This window comes from Streptomyces durhamensis (assembly GCF_000725475.1).
Lineage (GTDB): Bacteria > Actinomycetota > Actinomycetes > Streptomycetales > Streptomycetaceae > Streptomyces > Streptomyces filipinensis.
The window spans coordinates 125,172-142,131 of the sequence record NZ_JNXR01000002.1; the positions used below are offsets into that span (position 1 = coordinate 125,172).

The 16,960-nt window shown below is 69.9% G+C and carries 18 protein-coding genes and 1 pseudogene; 13 read left to right on the plus strand and 6 right to left on the minus strand.

Annotated elements, in window-relative coordinates:
* Positions 1–29: 29 nt before the first annotated feature.
* Positions 30–1,376 (minus strand): nicotinate phosphoribosyltransferase, encoded by a 1,347-nt coding sequence (locus IO33_RS0102245; RefSeq protein ID WP_031159505.1) that lies wholly within the window; start codon positions 1,374–1,376, stop codon positions 30–32.
* A 57-nt stretch (positions 1,377–1,433) separates the two neighbouring features.
* Here IO33_RS0102245 and clpS point away from each other — a divergent pair, with 57 nt between their 5' ends.
* The 9 genes from clpS (at position 1,434) to IO33_RS0102290 (ending at position 9,158) form a co-directional block, all read left to right on the plus strand.
* Positions 1,434–1,751 (plus strand): ATP-dependent Clp protease adapter ClpS, encoded by a 318-nt coding sequence (gene clpS / locus IO33_RS0102250; RefSeq protein WP_031159507.1) that lies wholly within the window; start codon positions 1,434–1,436, stop codon positions 1,749–1,751.
* A gap of 13 nt (positions 1,752–1,764) precedes the next feature.
* Positions 1,765–2,370, plus strand: a complete 606-nt coding sequence (locus tag IO33_RS0102255) for a DUF2017 domain-containing protein (RefSeq protein ID WP_031159509.1) — start codon at positions 1,765–1,767, stop codon at positions 2,368–2,370.
* Between the two features lie 339 nt (positions 2,371–2,709).
* On the plus strand, positions 2,710–4,146 hold the full coding sequence (locus IO33_RS0102260; RefSeq protein ID WP_031159511.1) for an amino acid permease: 1,437 nt from the start codon (positions 2,710–2,712) through the stop codon (positions 4,144–4,146).
* A 145-nt stretch (positions 4,147–4,291) separates the two neighbouring features.
* Positions 4,292–4,714, plus strand: coding sequence for a M67 family metallopeptidase (locus tag IO33_RS0102265; RefSeq protein ID WP_031159517.1), 423 nt, complete (start codon positions 4,292–4,294; stop codon positions 4,712–4,714).
* A gap of 79 nt (positions 4,715–4,793) precedes the next feature.
* Complete coding sequence (locus IO33_RS53730; protein ID WP_342448257.1) at positions 4,794–4,889, plus strand: putative leader peptide; 96 nt, start codon at positions 4,794–4,796, stop codon at positions 4,887–4,889.
* 93 nt (positions 4,890–4,982) lie between these two features.
* Positions 4,983–5,261, plus strand: coding sequence for a MoaD/ThiS family protein (locus IO33_RS0102275; RefSeq protein ID WP_031159518.1), 279 nt, complete (start codon positions 4,983–4,985; stop codon positions 5,259–5,261).
* Positions 5,262–5,278: 17 nt separating this feature from the next.
* Positions 5,279–6,229, plus strand: coding sequence for a PLP-dependent cysteine synthase family protein (locus IO33_RS0102280; RefSeq protein WP_031159519.1), 951 nt, complete (start codon positions 5,279–5,281; stop codon positions 6,227–6,229).
* Between the two features lie 274 nt (positions 6,230–6,503).
* Positions 6,504–8,570: a putative Ig domain-containing protein gene (locus IO33_RS0102285; protein WP_031159520.1), complete on the plus strand. Its 2,067-nt coding sequence runs from the start codon at positions 6,504–6,506 to the stop codon at positions 8,568–8,570.
* A 132-nt stretch (positions 8,571–8,702) separates the two neighbouring features.
* Complete coding sequence (locus IO33_RS0102290) at positions 8,703–9,158, plus strand: hypothetical protein (RefSeq protein WP_031159521.1); 456 nt, start codon at positions 8,703–8,705, stop codon at positions 9,156–9,158.
* A gap of 27 nt (positions 9,159–9,185) precedes the next feature.
* On the opposite strand, the gene IO33_RS0102295 is transcribed toward IO33_RS0102290, so the two are convergent.
* The gene (locus IO33_RS0102295) at positions 9,186–9,644 is read right to left on the minus strand and encodes a type II toxin-antitoxin system PemK/MazF family toxin (protein WP_031159523.1); all 459 of its coding nucleotides are present in this window, start codon (positions 9,642–9,644) and stop codon (positions 9,186–9,188) included.
* A gap of 213 nt (positions 9,645–9,857) precedes the next feature.
* Between IO33_RS0102295 and IO33_RS0102300 the strand changes: the two genes are divergently transcribed.
* Positions 9,858–10,610, plus strand: coding sequence for an MBL fold metallo-hydrolase (locus tag IO33_RS0102300; RefSeq protein WP_031159525.1), 753 nt, complete (start codon positions 9,858–9,860; stop codon positions 10,608–10,610).
* Positions 10,611–10,693: 83 nt separating this feature from the next.
* Here IO33_RS0102300 and IO33_RS0102305 read toward each other — a convergent pair whose 3' ends face one another.
* Positions 10,694–11,944, minus strand: coding sequence for a PTS transporter subunit EIIC (locus IO33_RS0102305; RefSeq protein WP_031159528.1), 1,251 nt, complete (start codon positions 11,942–11,944; stop codon positions 10,694–10,696).
* 133 nt (positions 11,945–12,077) lie between these two features.
* Positions 12,078–13,394, minus strand: coding sequence for a PTS transporter subunit EIIC (locus tag IO33_RS0102310; protein WP_031159530.1), 1,317 nt, complete (start codon positions 13,392–13,394; stop codon positions 12,078–12,080).
* A 185-nt stretch (positions 13,395–13,579) separates the two neighbouring features.
* Between IO33_RS0102310 and IO33_RS0102315 the strand changes: the two genes are divergently transcribed.
* The 3 genes from IO33_RS0102315 (at position 13,580) to IO33_RS0102325 (ending at position 15,125) form a co-directional block, all read left to right on the plus strand.
* Positions 13,580–13,813: a PTS sugar transporter subunit IIB gene (locus tag IO33_RS0102315; protein WP_031159531.1), complete on the plus strand. Its 234-nt coding sequence runs from the start codon at positions 13,580–13,582 to the stop codon at positions 13,811–13,813.
* A gap of 86 nt (positions 13,814–13,899) precedes the next feature.
* A complete protein-coding gene (gene rph, locus IO33_RS0102320) occupies positions 13,900–14,637 on the plus strand; it encodes a ribonuclease PH (protein WP_031159534.1) in 738 nt (245 codons plus the stop codon).
* A gap of 95 nt (positions 14,638–14,732) precedes the next feature.
* Positions 14,733–15,125 carry a hypothetical protein gene (locus tag IO33_RS0102325; RefSeq protein WP_031159537.1) on the plus strand — a complete coding sequence of 131 codons (393 nt, stop codon included), beginning with the start codon at positions 14,733–14,735 and terminating at the stop codon, positions 15,123–15,125.
* On the opposite strand, the pseudogene IO33_RS0102330 reads toward IO33_RS0102325, so the two are convergent.
* Positions 15,082–15,979, minus strand: a pseudogene (locus tag IO33_RS0102330) (DUF1707 SHOCT-like domain-containing protein). The gene IO33_RS0102325 and the pseudogene IO33_RS0102330 overlap by 44 nt on opposite strands.
* A gap of 9 nt (positions 15,980–15,988) precedes the next feature.
* Complete coding sequence (locus tag IO33_RS0102335; protein ID WP_031159542.1) at positions 15,989–16,957, minus strand: ABC transporter ATP-binding protein; 969 nt, start codon at positions 16,955–16,957, stop codon at positions 15,989–15,991.
* Positions 16,958–16,960 lie beyond the last annotated feature (3 nt).

The following is a 16,960-nucleotide window of genomic DNA, read 5'->3' on the forward strand; positions in this document are numbered from 1 at the left end:
CGTTCGAGGGGGCGGACGACGGTCCCGCTTTAGCTACCCGAGCGCCCGTTGACGTACTCCGTCGGAATGACGGGTTCCCCCCGGGACAGCTGGGTGGCGGAGAGCGGGAGATTGGCGCGGGCGGCGATGTGGCGGTCCCTCGGCACGTCCAGGGGCTCGCGGGCCACCACGTCACCGCCCTTGATCAGCTCGACCAGCAGCTGACGGTCGGCGAGGTCCGCCGGGACCGGGCCGGTGCCCACGACCTCGGCCTCCGCCACCCCGTCCTCGTCCAGCCGGCGCGCCGCCCACTTGCGGCCCCCGAGCGAGGTCTTGCCGCCGCTGGACTTCTTCGCGACCGGCACCAGTGCGGCCTTCGGGTCGGCGGTCTCGGCGCGGGCGACCAGCTTGTAGACCATGGAGGCGGTCGGGTGCCCGGAGCCGGTCACCAGCTGGGTGCCCACGCCGTAGGCGTCCACGGGGGCGGCGGCCAGCGAGGCGATCGCGTACTCGTCCAGGTCCGAGGTCACGACGATCTTCGTGTTCGTCGCGCCCAGCTCGTCCAGCTGCTGCCGCACCCGGTGGGCCACGAGCAGCAGGTCGCCGGAGTCGATGCGGACCGCGCCCAGCTCGGGGCCGGCCACCTCCACCGCCGTACGGACGGCCTCGGCGACGTCGTAGGTGTCCACGAGCAGCGTGGTGCCCCGGCCGAGGGTGTCGACCTGGGCCTGGAAGGCGTCCCGCTCGCGGTCGTGGAGGAGGGTGAAGGCGTGGGCCGAGGTGCCGACGGTCGGGATGCCGTAGCGGAAGCCGGCCGCGAGGTCGGAGGTGGTGGTGAAGCCGCCGACGTACGCCGCCCGTGCCGCGGCGACGGCCGCCAGCTCGTGGGTGCGGCGCGCGCCCATCTCGATCAGCGGGCGGTCACCCGCGGCGGAGGCCATGCGGGAGGCGGCCGCCGCGATGGCCGAGTCGTGGTTGAGGATGGAGAGGATGACCGTCTCCAGCAGGACGCATTCGGCGAAGGTGCCCTCGACCCGCATGACCGGCGAGCCGGGGAAGTAGACCTCGCCCTCGGCATAGCCCCACACGTCCCCGTTGAAGCGGTAGTCGGCCAGCCACTTCAGGGTGTCCTCGTCGACGATCTTCCGCTCGCGCAGGAAGCCCAGGACGCCCGGGTCGAAGCGGAAGTTCTCCACCGCGTCCAGGACGCGTCCGGTGCCCGCCACCACGCCGTACCGGCGTCCCTCGGGCAGCCGCCGGGTGAAGACCTCGAACACGCTGCGCCGTTCGGCCGTACCGGCCTTCAGAGCGGCCTGCAGCATCGTCAGCTCGTACTGGTCCGTGAAGAGCGCCGTCGAGGGGACATCCACCGGCAGCCCAAGGTCCGCTGTGTTCATGGCAAGCGATCCTACCCCCATTTCGTCAGTGTGACGATTTTTCCTCGCCGTGGCAGCATGGGCACTGTGACGTCACCCGCGCCCGTAGAGATCGAACGCACCGAGTCGGCGGAGGAGGTCTTCGCCGTACCCGAGCCCGACGTCCCCTGGGTCACGATCGTGCACAACGACCCGGTCAACCTCATGAGCTATGTGACGTACGTCTTCCAGATGTACTTCGGCTACACCAAGGACAAGGCCACCAAGCTCATGCTCGACGTCCACCACAAGGGCCGGGCGGTCGTCTCCAGCGGTACGCGCGAGGAGATGGAGCGTGACGTGCAGGCGATGCACGGTTACGGTCTGTGGGCCACCCTCCAGCAGGACCGGAAGTAGCGAACCGACTTACATGCCCGGACATTTCGAACCGCTTCCCGGCGGCGGCGCGGCCGTCGCGCTCGACGACGTCGAGATCTCCATCATCCGGTCGCTGGCCGTCCAGCTCCTGGAGCTCATCGGACCCGGCCCCGGCGCCGGCGGCTCCGAGGACCCGCTCGCCGGGCTGTTCGCGGAGGGACCGAGCGAGCCCCCCGCCGACCCGGTGCTCAGGAGGCTCTTCCCGGACGCCTACAGCGACCCCGAGCAGGCCCCGGACTCGCCCGCCGAGGCCGAGCGGCGCCGGGCCCACTCCGCCGAGTTCCGCCGCTACACCGAGAACGACCTGCGCGCCGGCAAGCGCGAGAACGCGCTCGCGGTGATCCGCGCCCTGGACGCGCTCGCCCCGGTGGACGAGGGCGGTGCCGTACTGAAGCTGGTGCCGCAGGAGTCCCGGCAGTGGCTCGGCGTCCTCAACGACCTGCGGCTCGCGATCGGCGCCCGGCTGGAGATCACCGACGAGGACGACACCGATCTGCTCTACGGCCTCCCCGACGAGGACCCGCGCAAGCCGATGGTGATGGCCTATCTGTGGCTCGGCGGACTCCAGGAGACCTTGGTCGCCACCCTTATGCCCTGATCGGGGGATTACGTCACCAAAGGTGTCGCCCGGAGTGTTCGCTCAGAGGACACTCAAATCCGGATAACGATCCCGTCACCGTTGCGGCCTGGTTTGACGCATTCAGGCGTTGTTTGTCCGCTTTTACCTGTGTGGTGCGTCACACTCCCTTGCGGTGATCAATATTGCGGCCGTGATAAATCTTCACGACCGCCCGGCCCGCACCACCCATGTGCAGCCGGGTGCGCCACCGAGCCGACGACCGTCGGCCAGGCAACAGCTCCAGCAATCCGGGGGGATCGAAACCCGATCCGAGGCCGACGAAAGGCCCGGGTCGGCATGGAGAAAGGCGCACCACACATGACCTCAGCGCAGGTCGACCAGCATCGCGACGGCAACGAGGCCGTGCGGGCAGAGGACAGCGAGGGCGGCGAGGGGTATCAGCGCGGGCTCGGATCCCGCCAGATCCAGATGATCGCCATCGGCGGTGCCATCGGCACCGGCCTCTTCCTCGGCGCGGGCAAGGGCATCTCGAAGGCCGGCCCCAGCCTGATCCTGGCGTACGCCGTCGCGGGTTTCGTGATCTTCCTGATCATGCGGGCCCTCGGCGAGCTGCTGATGTACCGCCCGGTGTCGGGTTCGTTCTCGGAGTACGCGCGCGAGTTCATCGGCCCCTTCGCGGGCTTCGTGACCGGCTGGACGTACTGGCTGTTCTGGGTGGTCACCGGCATCACCGAGGTCACGGCCGCGGCCGCCTACATGACGTACTGGTTCGACATCCCGCAGTGGGTCTCGGCCCTGATCTTCACGATCGTGCTGTACGCCGCCAACCTGATCTCCGTGAAGCTCTTCGGTGAGCTGGAGTTCTGGTTCTCCATGGTCAAGGTCACCGCGATCATCGGCATGATCCTGATCTGCGCCGGCATCCTGACGATCGGCTTCTCCGACGCCGGCGACACCGCCTCCGTGGCCCACCTGTGGAACGACGGCGGCTTCTTCCCGCACGGCGTCGGCAACACCCTGATGACCCTGCAGATGGTGATGTTCGCCTTCCTCGCCGTCGAGCTGGTCGGTGTCACCGCGGGCGAGTCCAAGGACCCCAAGAAGGTGCTGCCGAAGGCGATCAACACCGTGCCGTGGCGCATCGCCGTCTTCTACGTCGGCGCGCTGATCATGATCCTGTCGGTCGTGCCGTGGACGAACTTCCACCCGGGTGTCAGCCCGTTCGTCGCCGCCTTCCAGAAGATGGGCCTCGCCGCCGGCGCCGGCATCGTCAACTTCGTCGTGCTCACCGCCGCGCTGTCGTCCTGCAACTCCGGCATGTACTCCACCGGCCGCATGCTGCGCGACCTGGCGCTCAACAGCCAGGGCCCGAAGTTCTTCACCAAGCTGACGCGCAGCGGTACGCCGCTGGTCGGCACCACGTTCTCCGCCGCGCTGATGCTGGTCGGCGTCTGGATCAACTACCAGTGGCCGGGCAAGGCGTTCGACTACGTCGTCTCCTTCGCGACCATCTCCGGCATGTGGGCCTGGATCGTCATCCTGCTCTGCCAGATCCGCTACCGGGCGAAGGCGAACCGCGGGCTGCTGCCGCAGAGCGAGTTCCGTGCGCCGGGCGCGCCGTACACGAGCGTCTTCGCCCTGCTGTTCATCCTCATGGTGATCGTGCTCATGGGGATCGACAAGGACGCCCGGGTGTCGCTTTACTGTGCTCCGCTGTGGGCCGCGATCCTCGGCGTCTCCTACTGGCTGCTCAAGCGCCGCAACCCGGAGGCCGCGGCCTTCCGCAAGCGCTGACCGGGCGACAAGCCACCGGAAAGGACGTCCGGCCGTCGGGAGCTCTCGTGGCGCCCCCGGCGGCCGCCGCTCAGGACGTCCACCATATGGGCCGTCCCGTACCATCCCTCGGTACGGGACGGCCCCTCTGCTTATGCTGGCCGACATGCTGACCATCACCCAGGCCCTGTACGACCAGATCGTCGCCCACGCGCGCAAGGACCACCCCGACGAGGCGTGCGGTGTCGTGGCGGGTCCGGCGGGCTCGGACCGCCCCGAGCGCTTCATCCCGATGCTGAACGCGGCCATGTCGCCGACGTTCTACGAGTTCGACTCGGGCGACCTGCTCAAGCTCTACCGGGAGATGGACGACCGCGACGAGGAGCCGGTGGTCATCTACCACTCGCACACGGCCACCGAGGCCCGCCCGTCCCGCACCGACATCTCCTACGCCAACGAGCCCGGTGCCCACTACGTCCTGGTGTCCACCGCCGACACCGACGGCCTCGGCGAGTTCCAGTTCCGCTCCTTCCGGATCGTCGCAGGTGAGGTCACGGAGGAGCAGGTCACCGTGGTGGAGGCCTACTAGTCTCGCGCACCGGACCAAAAGCGTCCGGCATACGGAATCACACTCCGGGACACGGACCGGGAATCGTTACGATGAGCGCATGGTTCTGACAGACGTGAGCGACAAGACGCCGAGCGTGCTGCTCGTGGCGCGGCTGCACGTCGACCTGTGCAGGCTGAACAGCGCCATCTGTTGACGTTCCCCGCCGCCGTACGGCCGTGAGCCGCGGCGCGCAGTCGCGTGCGCGCGCACCGAATCGACGAACCCTTTCCGACAGGAGCCCACCACCATGGCCATCGAGGTCCGCATCCCGACCATCCTCCGCACGTACACCGACGGTCAGAAGGCGGTGGAGGGCAGCGGAGAGACCCTCGCCGAGCTGTTCGCCGACCTCGAGACCCGGCATGCGGGCATCCAGGCCCGCATCGTGGACGGCGACCAGCTGCGCCGCTTCGTGAACGTCTACCTGAACGACGAGGACGTCCGCTTCCTGGACGGCATCAACACCAAGCTGTCCGACGGCGACAGCGTCACGATCCTGCCGGCCGTCGCCGGCGGCATGCGCTGATCGGCGCCTGAGCAGCGATGCGCTACGACTCCCCGCTGGCCGCGGTGGGCAACACACCCCTGGTGCGCCTGCCGCGGCTGTCGCCGTCCCCCGACGTCCGCATCTGGGCCAAGCTGGAGGACCGCAACCCCACGGGCTCGGTCAAGGACCGCCCCGCCCTGCACATGGTCGAGCAGGCGGAGAAGGACGGCCGGCTCACCCCCGGCTGCACCATCCTGGAGCCCACCTCCGGCAACACCGGCATCTCCCTCGCCATGGCGGCCAAGCTCAAGGGCTACCGCATGGTGTGCGTGATGCCGGAGAACACCTCGCAGGAGCGCCGGGACCTGCTGGGCATGTGGGGTGCCGAGATCATCTCCTCGCCGGCGGCGGGCGGCTCCAACACCGCCGTGCGCGTGGCCAAGGAGCTGGCCGCCGAGCACCCCGACTGGGTGATGCTCTACCAGTACGGCAACCCGGACAACGCGGGCGCCCACTACGCCACGACCGGCCCCGAGATCCTGGCGGACCTCCCCTCGATCACCCACTTCGTCGCGGGCCTCGGCACCACCGGCACCCTGATGGGCGTCGGCCGGTACCTGCGCGAGCACAAGCCGGACATCCGGATCGTGGCCGCCGAACCGCGCTACGACGACCTGGTGTACGGCCTCAGGAACCTCGACGAGGGCTTCGTACCCGAGCTCTACGACGCCTCCGTCCTCACCACCCGCTTCTCGGTCGGCTCGGCCGACGCGGTCACCCGCACCCGTGAACTCCTGCAGCAGGAAGGCATCTTCGCGGGCGTGTCGACCGGCGCCGCCCTGCACGCGGCGATCGGTGTGGGCCGCAAGGCGGTCAAGGCGGGGGAGTCCGCGGACATCGTCTTCATCGTGGCCGACGGCGGCTGGAAGTACCTGTCCACCGGCGTCTACACGGCGGCCACCACCGAGGAGGCCATCGAGACGCTGCAGGGCCAGCTCTGGGCGTAACACCGCATTAACGTGCCTCAAGCGGTCACCAGCCCCCTCCCTAGAGGGGGCTAAGCCATTCCTATGGCCAGGCAAAGAAATGTGTGCGGCACTGCCGGTCGCGCCCGGCCCGGAGCTACGTTCCTCCCCGCACCCTGACATGTCACGCTCACCCAGCGGCCATGTCAGGTGTCTGCGAATGTCATGCTCATGACTGCGCGGTCTCGCCGCCGCTACGCGCGTCACGGGCCTGCCAATCCAGTGCGCATCCCCACGTCAACGGAGGCAGTACCCCATGCGTGAGTCACACCCGAGCCGGCGGAGACGGAGTCTGCGAAGACTCGTCGCCGTCGCCTTCCCCGCCCTCACCCTCACCGTCGCCGGGCTCGTCGCGGCGCCGGCGGCCGGGGCCCGGCCCGCAGCGGCCCACCCCCCCACCTCCAAGGTCACGCAGAACAACAAGGCGCTGACCGCCCCGGGCCGCCAGACCTACCACTCCACCGGCAAGGCCGGCCAGAAGGTCCCCACGACCCGTCTGTGCGCCACCGCCCAGCCGGGCCACGCGTCCTGCTTCGCCCAGCGCCGCACCGACATCAAGCAGCGCCTCGCCTCGGCGCTCGCCGCCGCGGCGCCCTCCGGCCTCTCCCCGGCCAACCTGCACAGCGCCTACAACCTGCCCACCACGGGCGGCTCCGGCCTGACGGTCGCCATCGTCGACGCCTACAACGACCCCAACGCCGAGTCGGACCTGGCCACCTACCGCTCCACCTACGGCCTGTCCGCCTGCACCAAGGCCAACGGCTGCTTCAAGCAGGTCAGCCAGACCGGCTCCACCACCTCGCTGCCGACCAACGACACGGGCTGGGCCGGTGAAGAGGCCCTCGACCTCGACATGGTCAGCGCGGTCTGCCCGAACTGCAGCATCGTCCTGGTCGAGGCGAACTCCGCGAACGACTCCGACCTCGGCACCGCCGAGAACGAGGCCGTCGCGCTCGGCGCCAAGGTCGTCTCCAACAGCTGGGGCGGCTCCGAGTCCTCCGCCCAGACCGGCGAGGACACCCAGTACTTCAAGCACCCGGGCGTCGCCATCACCGTCTCCTCCGGTGACTCCGCCTACGGCGCCGAGTACCCGGCGACCTCCCAGTACGTGACCGCCGTCGGCGGCACCGCGCTCACCACCGCCTCCAACTCCCGCGGCTGGTCCGAGTCCGTGTGGCACACCAGCTCCACCGAGGGCACCGGCTCCGGCTGCTCCGCCTACGACGCCAAGCCGAGCTGGCAGACCGACTCCGGCTGCTCCAAGCGCATGGAGGCCGACGTCTCCGCGGTCGCCGACCCGGCCACCGGCGTCGCGGTCTACGACACCTACGGCGGCTCCGGCTGGGCGGTCTACGGCGGCACCAGCGCCTCCGCCCCGATCGTGGCCGGCGTCTACGCCCTGGCGGGCACCCCGGGCTCCGGCGACTACCCGGCGAAGTACCCGTACCAGCACACGGGCAACCTGTACGACGTCACCAGCGGCAGCAACGGCTCCTGCTCGACCTCGTACTTCTGCACCGCGACCGCCGGCTACGACGGCCCGACCGGCTGGGGCACCCCGAACGGCACCGCCGCCTTCACCGCCGGCTCCAGCAGCGGCAACACGGTGAACGTCACCAACCCCGGCAGCCAGTCCACCACCACCGGAAGCTCGGTCAGCCTGCAGATCCACGCCAGCGACAGCGCCGGCGCGGCCCTGACCTACAGCGCATCCGGCCTGCCCACCGGACTGTCCGTCGACAGCTCCACCGGCCTGATCTCCGGTACGGCGTCCACCGCGGGCACCTACCAGGTCACGGTCACCGCGAAGGACTCCACCGGCGCCTCCGGCTCGGCCTCCTTCACCTGGACCGTCGGCTCCGGCGGGGGCGGCTGCAGTTCCTCCCAGCTGTTGGCCAACCCCGGCTTCGAGTCCGGTAGCACCGGCTGGAGCGCGAGCAGCGGCGTCATCACCACCGACTCCGGTGAGGCCGCCCACAGCGGCTCCTACAAGGCCTGGCTCGACGGCTACGGCTCCTCGCACACCGACACGCTGTCCCAGTCGGTGACGATCCCGGCCGGCTGCAAGGCCACACTCACCTTCTACCTGCACATCGACACCGCCGAGACCGGCAGCACCGCGTACGACAAGCTGACCGTCACCGCCGGTTCGACCACCCTGGCGACGTACTCGAACGTCAACGCCGCCTCCGGGTACGCGCAGAAGACCTTCGACCTGTCCTCGCTGGCGGGCCAGACGGTCACCCTGAAGTTCAACGGCGTGGAGGACTCCTCGCTGCAGACCAGCTTCGTCGTGGACGACACCGCCCTGACGACCGGCTGATCCCCCGCGAAACCGGACAAGCGGTCCCGCACGCGGAAACCCTCCGCGTGCGGGATCCTTTCGTCGTGCTGGTACGTCACATCTGCACCAGGCGGCCGACCCCGTGCGGCCACGGCAGAAAGGCGAATTCCCATGCGCCGTACGACGACGTCCCTCGCCCTCGCGGCGGCAGCGCTTCTCCTCGCGGGATGCGGCTCGCACAGCGGCACCGACACCGGAAGCGCCGGCAAGCCGTCAGCGCCGGCCTCCTCCGCACCGGGCAAGGGCGGCTGCGCGGCCCTCGTCCAGCTCAAGGCCGCCGACAGCGGCCGTACCGTGTGCGTGGCCAAGGGCGGCGAGGTCCGCCTCGCCCTGGACGGCACCAAGTCCCGCCCGTGGAAGCCGGTCGCGGCCGCCGGCACCGGGCTGAAGGGCATCAACGCGGGCTTCGTCATCCAGCCGGGCCAGGCCACGGCCGCGTACCAGGCGGTGGCGCCCGGAACGGTGAAGCTGACGTCGTCCCGTCCGCTGTGCGCCCAGCCGACGGCCTCCGGCCAGGTTTCGTGCAAGGGCATCCAGGAGTGGACGGTGACGGTGAACGTGCGGTGACCGCCCCGCGCCCCGTGGGGGCGCTTCCTAACCCGCCAGGTGCCGTACCTGGTCCCACAGGACCGGGTCGACCACACCGACCCGGCGGCGGAAGTCGCCGACCGGCACCTCGCGCAGCTCGTCGGTCTCCAGGAAGCTGGGCCTGCCCCGGGCGTCGCCGACCGCGCCCGGGGGCAGCGGGATCACCCCGGCCCGCTCGTCGTGGTACTTACTGGTGATCTTCGCGACCGTGGCCCGGTTCCCGCGCACCGCCAGCACCAGACAGGGCCGGTCCTTCACCTCGGCGCGGTCCTCGTAGGGGACGTCCGCCCACCAGATGTCCCCCGGGACCGGCCGGGCGGCCTGCGCCCGGCGCGTTCCCGGGCGGCCGGGCGGCCTCAGGCGGCGCCCGGCGGGCCTGCGGCCGCGTCCCCAGCCGTCGACGAGCGTGGCGACCAGGGCGAGGAGTACCACCGCCGCGAGCGCCAGCCACCAGGACGTGTCCATACGACGACGTTACCGGCGCGCGCCGAGGATCGCGCGCCCTCTTCGTATCCTTCTGCGCCCCGGGTCCAGCCGAACCGGTGACAGCACAGGTGAGTTCGCCCACAACGGCCCCTGGCGGAGGAGCGACCCGCGCTTTCGCGCCTTACGCTCGACGCACCGCACGACCCCGTTTCCTGCCCTTTTGATCTTTCCGCCAACGGAGGTTTCTGCTTCATGAAGCTCACCGTCGTCGGCTGCTCGGGGTCGTTCCCGTCCGCGGAATCGGCCTGCTCGAGCTACCTCGTCGAGGCCGACGGCTTCCGGCTGCTTCTCGACATGGGCAACGGCGCCCTCGGCGAGCTGCAGCGCCACTGCGGTCTCTACGACCTCGACGCGATCTTCCTGAGTCATCTGCACGCCGATCACTGCATCGACATGCTCGCCTACTTCGTCGCGCGCTACTACCGCCACGACGGCGGCCGCTGTGCCCCGATCCCGGTCTACGGCCCCGAGGGCACCGAACACCGCCTGACCACGGCCTACGCCGACACCCCCTCCGCCTCGTCCATGAGCGAGGTCTTCGACTTCCACACCGTGAAGCCGTCCACGTTCGAGATCGGCCCGTTCACGGTGCACACCGAGCGGGTCCGCCACCCCGTGGAGGCGTACGCCATCCGCATCGAGCACGGCGGACGGTCGCTGACGTACTCCGGCGACACGGGGGTCAGCGCGGCGCTGGACGAGCTGGCCCGGGACGCCGACCTGTTCCTCTGCGAGGCGGCGTTCACGCACGGCAAGGAGAGCATCCCCGACCTGCACCTCAACGGCAGGGAGGCGGGTGAGTCGGCGGCCCGCGCGGGCGCACGCCGCCTGGTCCTCACCCACATCCCGCCGTGGACCGACCCGCAGGTCAACCTCCGCGACGCCCGCGAGGTCTTCGGCGGCCCGGTGGAACTGGCCGCGCCGAGGCTGACGTACGAGATCTAGCCGACCGCACAGCGCAAAGCCCCGGAACCTCCCTCGGTTCCGGGGCTTTCGCGTGCTCTGAGGGGGCGCGTTCCAGCGGAGCGCTACGCCTTGGTGAGGTCCTCGACCTCCTCCTCGGGCTCGCGGCCCGGGGTGGGGAGGTTGAACCTGATGATCGCGAAGCGGAAGACCGTGTAGTAGATCGCCGCGAAGACCAGACCGATGGGGATGATCATCCAGGGCTTGGTCGCCAGACCCCAGTTGAGGACGTAGTCGATCGCGCCGGCCGAGAAGCTGAAGCCGTGGTGCACGCCCAGCGACCAGGTCACCGCCATCGACACCGCGGTGAGGACCGCGTGGATCGCGTAGAGCAGCGGGGCGATGAACATGAACGCGAACTCGATCGGCTCGGTGATACCGGTGACGAACGAGGTCAGGGCGAGGGACAGCATCATGCCGCCGACGGCCTTGCGGCGCTCCGGGCGGGCGCAGTGGGTGATCGCCAGGGCGGCGGCCGGAAGGGCGAACATCATGATCGGGAAGAAGCCCGTCATGAACTGGCCGGCGGTCGGGTCGCCGTGGAAGAAGCGGGGCAGGTCACCGTGCCACAGGGCACCGGCGGAGTCCTTGTAGCTGCCGATCTCCTGCCAGGCCACGGTGTTCACGAACTGGTGCATGCCGATGGGCAGCAGACCGCGGTTGATCAGACCGAACAGGCCCGCGCCGACCGCGCCGAGGCCGGTCATCCACTTGCCGAAGTCGGTGATGACGTTGCCGATGGGCTCCCAGATCAGACCGAAGAGCACACCGACGCCGGTGCCGATGAAGGCCATCAGGATGGGGACCAGCCGGCGGCCGTTGAAGAAGCCCAGCCAGTCCGGCAGCTTGGTGCGGTGGAAGCGCTGCCAGACGACGGCGGCGATGAGGCCCATGACGATGCCGCCGAGCACCTTGGGGTCGTTGTACGTGGCGGGGATGTCCGCGCCCTTGGTTATCACCGCCTCGGTGATCGGGAACGCGGTCAGCACGTTCTTGTACACCAGGAAGCCCACGAGCGCGGCCAGGGCGGTGGAGCCGTCGGCCTTCTTGGCGAAACCGATGGCGATACCCACGCAGAACAGCAGCGGCAGGTTGCTGAAGACGGCGTCGCCCGCGGTGGCGAACACGGCCGCGACCTTGTTCCAGCCGAGGCCGTCCTTACCGAACACATCGTCCTGGCCGAGACGCAACAGGATGCCCGCCGCCGGGAGCACGGCGATCGGGAGCTGCAGGCTGCGGCCGACCTTCTGAAGGCCCTGGAACAGGCCGGATCCCCGCTTCTTCGCGGGAGCCGCCGTGGCGGTGGCGGTGCTCATGGATGGTTCCTCCATCGGTGGTGGTCTACACCACTCAGTGGTGTAGACCTGTTGTAGCACGATGAAGGCGGGATAAGGAACCACGAAATCCGCTACCGCAACGCTACGCGGCGTGCCGGTGTGCTAAAGGGGCTCAGGCCTTGGTGACGTCCTCGACCTGCTCCTCCGGCTCGCGCCCCGGAGTCCTCAGGTCGAACCGGGTGATCGCGAACCGGAAGACGGCGTAGTAGACCACCGCGAAGCACAGGCCGATCGGGATGATCAGCCACGGCCGCGTCGCCAGGCCCCAGTTGATCACGTAGTCGATGAGGCCGGCCGAGAAGCTGAAGCCGTCGTGTACCCCGAGCGCCCAGGTCACCGCCATCGACACACCCGTGAGCACGGCGTGGACCGCGTACAGCGCCGGGGCGATGAACAGGAACGAGTACTCGATCGGCTCGGTGATGCCCGTGACGAACGACGTCAGCGCCACCGACAGCATCAGCCCGCCGACCTCCTTGCGGCGCTGCGGCCTGGCGCAGTGGGTCATGGCCAGCGCGGCGGCCGGCAGCGCGAACATCATGATCGGGAAGAACCCGGAGGTGAACTGGCCCGCGTGCGGATCGCCCGCGAGGAACATGTTGATGTCGCCGTGCACCGGCGTGCCGCCCGGCGGCGTGTACGTCCCGAACTGGAACCAGATGGGCACGTTCAGGAACTGGTGCAGCCCGATGACGAGCAGCGCGCGGTTGGTGACGCCGAAGATGCCCGCGCCCCAGGCCCCCGCGTCCCGCAGCCAGTGGCTGAAGCTCTCCAGGCCGGCGCCGACCGGCGGCCAGATCCACAGGCACAGCGCCGCGAAGGCGATGCCGACGAACGCCATGATGATCGGGACGAGCCGGCGGCCGTTGAAGAAGCCCAGCCAGTCCACCAGCCGGGTGCGGTGGAAGCGGGCCCAGAAGAAGGCCGCCAGCAGGCCCATGACGATGCCGCCGAACACGCCGGGGTTCTGGAAGGTGTACGGCGTCACCGCACCGCTCCCCGCGCCCACGGTCACCTGGCAGCCGATGTCCGGCAACGCCTTCGAACCGCCCGGGCACGCCTGGGGGAACTGGTGCAGGACGCCGTAGTAGACGAGGAAGCCGGCCACCGCCGCGAGCGCCGTCGAGCCGTCCGACTTCTTCGCCATGCCGATCGCGACGCCCACGCAGAACAGCAGCGGAAGACCGAGGGAGCCGTCGAGCAGCGCGCCGCCCGCCCCCTTCATCACCTTCGACACGACCGTCCAGTCCAGGCCCTGGCCGCCGAAGACGTCCGGCTGCCCCAGCCGGTTCAGGATGCCCGCGGCCGGCAGCACCGCGATGGGCAGCTGGAGACTGCGGCCCATCTTCTGCAGCCCCTGGAACAGCCGGTTCCAGCGCTCCCGCGCCGGGCTCACCGTGCTGTCCGCGGGTGCGCTCTCGGCGCTCATGGGCGTCCTCCCGGCCACTCGACTCAGGCGCGGTTTGGCGACCGTCCCCCCTGTGGTGTAGACCAGTTGGCGGACGGTTCCGCTGTCGTGATCGCCATCATTCGGCACGCGCGGCATGACCGCTCGCGAAGATGAGCCAACTGTGGGTTACTGCGACAAAGCGGTTCGGATCAGGGAGAAGCAACATGGCCAGCAAGGCTGAGAAGATCGTCGCCGGCCTCGGCGGCATCGACAACATCGAGGAGATCGAGGGCTGCATCACCCGGCTGCGCACCGAGGTGTCCAACCCCTCGCTGGTCGACGAGGCCGCCCTGAAGGTCGCCGGCGCCCACGGCGTCGTCAAGATGGGCAGCGCCATCCAGGTCGTCATCGGCACCGACGCCGACCCGATCGCCGCGGAGATCGAAGACATGATGTGAGACCCCGTTCGAGCCGGGGTCACCTGTAAGGGGCTCTTCCCGACACGGGAGGAGCCCCTTTCCCGGGTACGGCTAGGCTCATCGGCATGTCTCGCATCGACGGCCGTACCCCCGAACAGCTCCGCCCGGTCACCATCGAACGAGGATGGAGCAAGCACGCCGAGGGCTCCGTCCTCGTCTCCTTCGGCGACACCAAGGTCTTCTGCACCGCCTCCGTGACCGAAGGCGTCCCGCGCTGGCGCAAGGGCAGCGGCGAAGGCTGGGTCACCGCGGAGTACGCCATGCTCCCGCGCGCCACCAACACCCGCGGCGACCGCGAGTCCGTCAAGGGCAAGATCGGCGGCCGGACCCACGAGATCTCCCGGCTCATCGGCCGCTCCCTGCGCGCCGTCATCGACTACAAGGCGCTCGGCGAGAACACCATCGTCCTCGACTGCGACGTCCTCCAGGCCGACGGCGGCACCCGCACCGCCGCCATCACCGGCGCCTACGTCGCCCTCGCCGACGCCGTCGCCTGGGCCCAGGGCAAGAAGCTGATCAAGGCCGGCCGGCAGCCGCTCACCGGCACCGTCAGCGCGGTCTCCGTCGGCATCGTCGGCGGCGTCCCGCTGCTCGACCTGCGCTACGAGGAAGACGTACGCGCCGAGACCGACATGAACGTCGTCTGCACCGGCGACGGCCGCTTCGTCGAGGTCCAGGGCACCGCCGAGGCCGAGCCGTTCGCCCGCGCGGAACTCGACGCCCTGCTGGACCTCGCCGTCGCCGGCTGCGGCGAACTCGCCGCCCACCAGCGCGCCGCCCTGGAGGCCACGCTCGCAAAGTAAAGGGCAGACCAACAAAACAGGTGCGCGCGGGCAACCCGCGCGCCCTCCCCGACGTCCTAGCTACGGACAGTTTCACCAGGGGAGGGAACACCACCATGGCCGTCAGCCGACGCCGTCTCACCGCCGTCGCCGCCGTGGCGCTCGCCGCGCTCACGACCGGGCTCACCACCGGCTGCGACGCCGTGAACAAGGCGCTGGACTGCGTCCAGACCGCCGACTCCATCGCCGACAGCGTCACCGACCTCCAGCAGGCCGTGGAGAACGCCGCGAAGGACCCCGGCCAGGCCGACGCCTCCCTCGACTCCATCGAGAAGAACCTGCAGAAGATCGGCGACAAGACCGACAACGCCGATGTCAACAAGGCCGTCGACGACCTCAACAAGGCTGTGGGCAACGTGCGTACGGCCATCAAGAACGGCGACAGGACACCGGACGTCGGCCCGGTCACGGACGCCGCCGGCGAACTGACCAAGGTCTGCACGAAGTGACCCGGGGGGCGCGGGGCCGGGGCGACACGAGGCCCTGACGGCGCGGGCGCGACCGGCCACGACGGGCCCGCAGCCGGCGACGGGTCCGCAGCCGGCGAGGGCGCTCAGTGCCCCCGACGCCGCTCCCGCTCCTCGTACCGGTCCTCACGGCGCGCCCGGTGCAGCTCGCGGCGGGACTCCCTGCGCTCCAGCCGCTCCTGACGGCGCTCCTCCTTCAGGCGTTTCTGCTCCGCCCGCGTGACCTTGCGTTCCACACCGACCCCGCCCCAGAAGGCGAGCCCGCTGATGACCACCCGCGGCGCGCCCGGCTCGGGCGGTCCGCCGTCCCTCGGGTGCTCGAAGCCGCCCATGATGCCGATGCCGCGGACGACCACCTCGACCCCCGGCGGCACGGTGACCTGCATCCCGCCCATGATCGCCACACAGTTGATCTCGACCTCGTGGTCCGCGAAGTTCGCCTCACGCAGGTCGATCTCACCGCCGCCCCAGAACGCGAAGCAGTTGAACCGCCTGGGCACCGTCCAGCGGCCCTTGCGCTCGAACCCCGACATGATCGCGACCGCGCCCGTCGAGGAACCCTCGCCCCCCACGATCCGATCGGCCCAACCTCCGCTCTGCGCCGGGGCCTTGGTGAAGGACACGGGGGCGGGCGGCGCCGCGGCGCCGGCCGCCGGCAGGTCGCGGGTGAGCGGCGCCAGTTCGCCGTACGTGCGCGCCTTGTAGGCCGCCTCCAGCCGCTCCTCGAACTCCTCCATGTCGAGCCGGCCCTCGGCCAGAGCGTCCCTGAGGACCTCGGCGACCCGCTCACGGTCGGCGTCGGCGGCCCGGAGATCCGGACGTGCGTCGTCGGTCATGGCAGAAGCCTACGAGACCGCCTTCTCCGCGTACATCTTCGCGATGACGGCCTCGATGTCCGGCTCCCGCACCGACAGGTCCACCAGGGGGTACTCCGCCGCCAGATGCGCCACGAGCGGCGCCGCCGACTGCCCCGCCGGGAACGCCAGCCACTGCCGCGGCCCCTCCACCCGCACCACCCGCGCCGACGGCACCCGGACCGGCGGCAGCTCCCGCTCCAGGTCCACCACCAGCGTCCGCTCGCTCTCCCCCGCCTCGTGCAGCCCCGCGAGCGGACCGTCGTACATCAGCCGCCCGTGGTCGATCACCATCACCCGCGAGCACAACTGCTCGATGTCCTGCAGGTCGTGCGTGGTCAGCAGCACGGTGGTGCCGCGCTCGGAGTTCAACTCCCGCAGGAACCCGCGGACCTTCGCCTTCGACACGACGTCCAGACCGATCGTCGGCTCGTCCAGGTACAGCACCTCCGGGTCGTGCAGCAGGGCCGCCGCGATGTCCCCGCGCATCCGCTGACCGAGCGACAGCTGCCGTACCGGCACCTCCAGCAGCTCGCCCAGTTCGAGGAGTTCGACGCAGCGGTCCAGGTTCTCCCGGTAACGGGCGTCCGGGATCCGGTACATGCGGTGCGCCAGCCGGTAGGAGTCGATCAGCGGCAGGTCCCACCACAGGGTCGTACGCTGCCCGAACACCACCCCGATCCGGTGCGCCAGCCGCCTGCGCTCGCTCGACGGGTCGATGCCGGCCACCCGCAGCCGCCCCGCGCTCGGCGTCAGGATCCCGGTCAGCATCTTGATCGTCGTCGACTTCCCGGCACCGTTCGGCCCGATGTACCCGACCATCTCCCCGCGCGCCACGGTGAACGAGATCGAGTCCACCGCCCGTACCTGACGCCGCTCCCGTTTCAGGAACCCCGTCTTCCTGCGCACGTCGAAGACCTTCTCGACCCGCTCCAGCACGATGAAGTCGCCGTCCGTCATCTG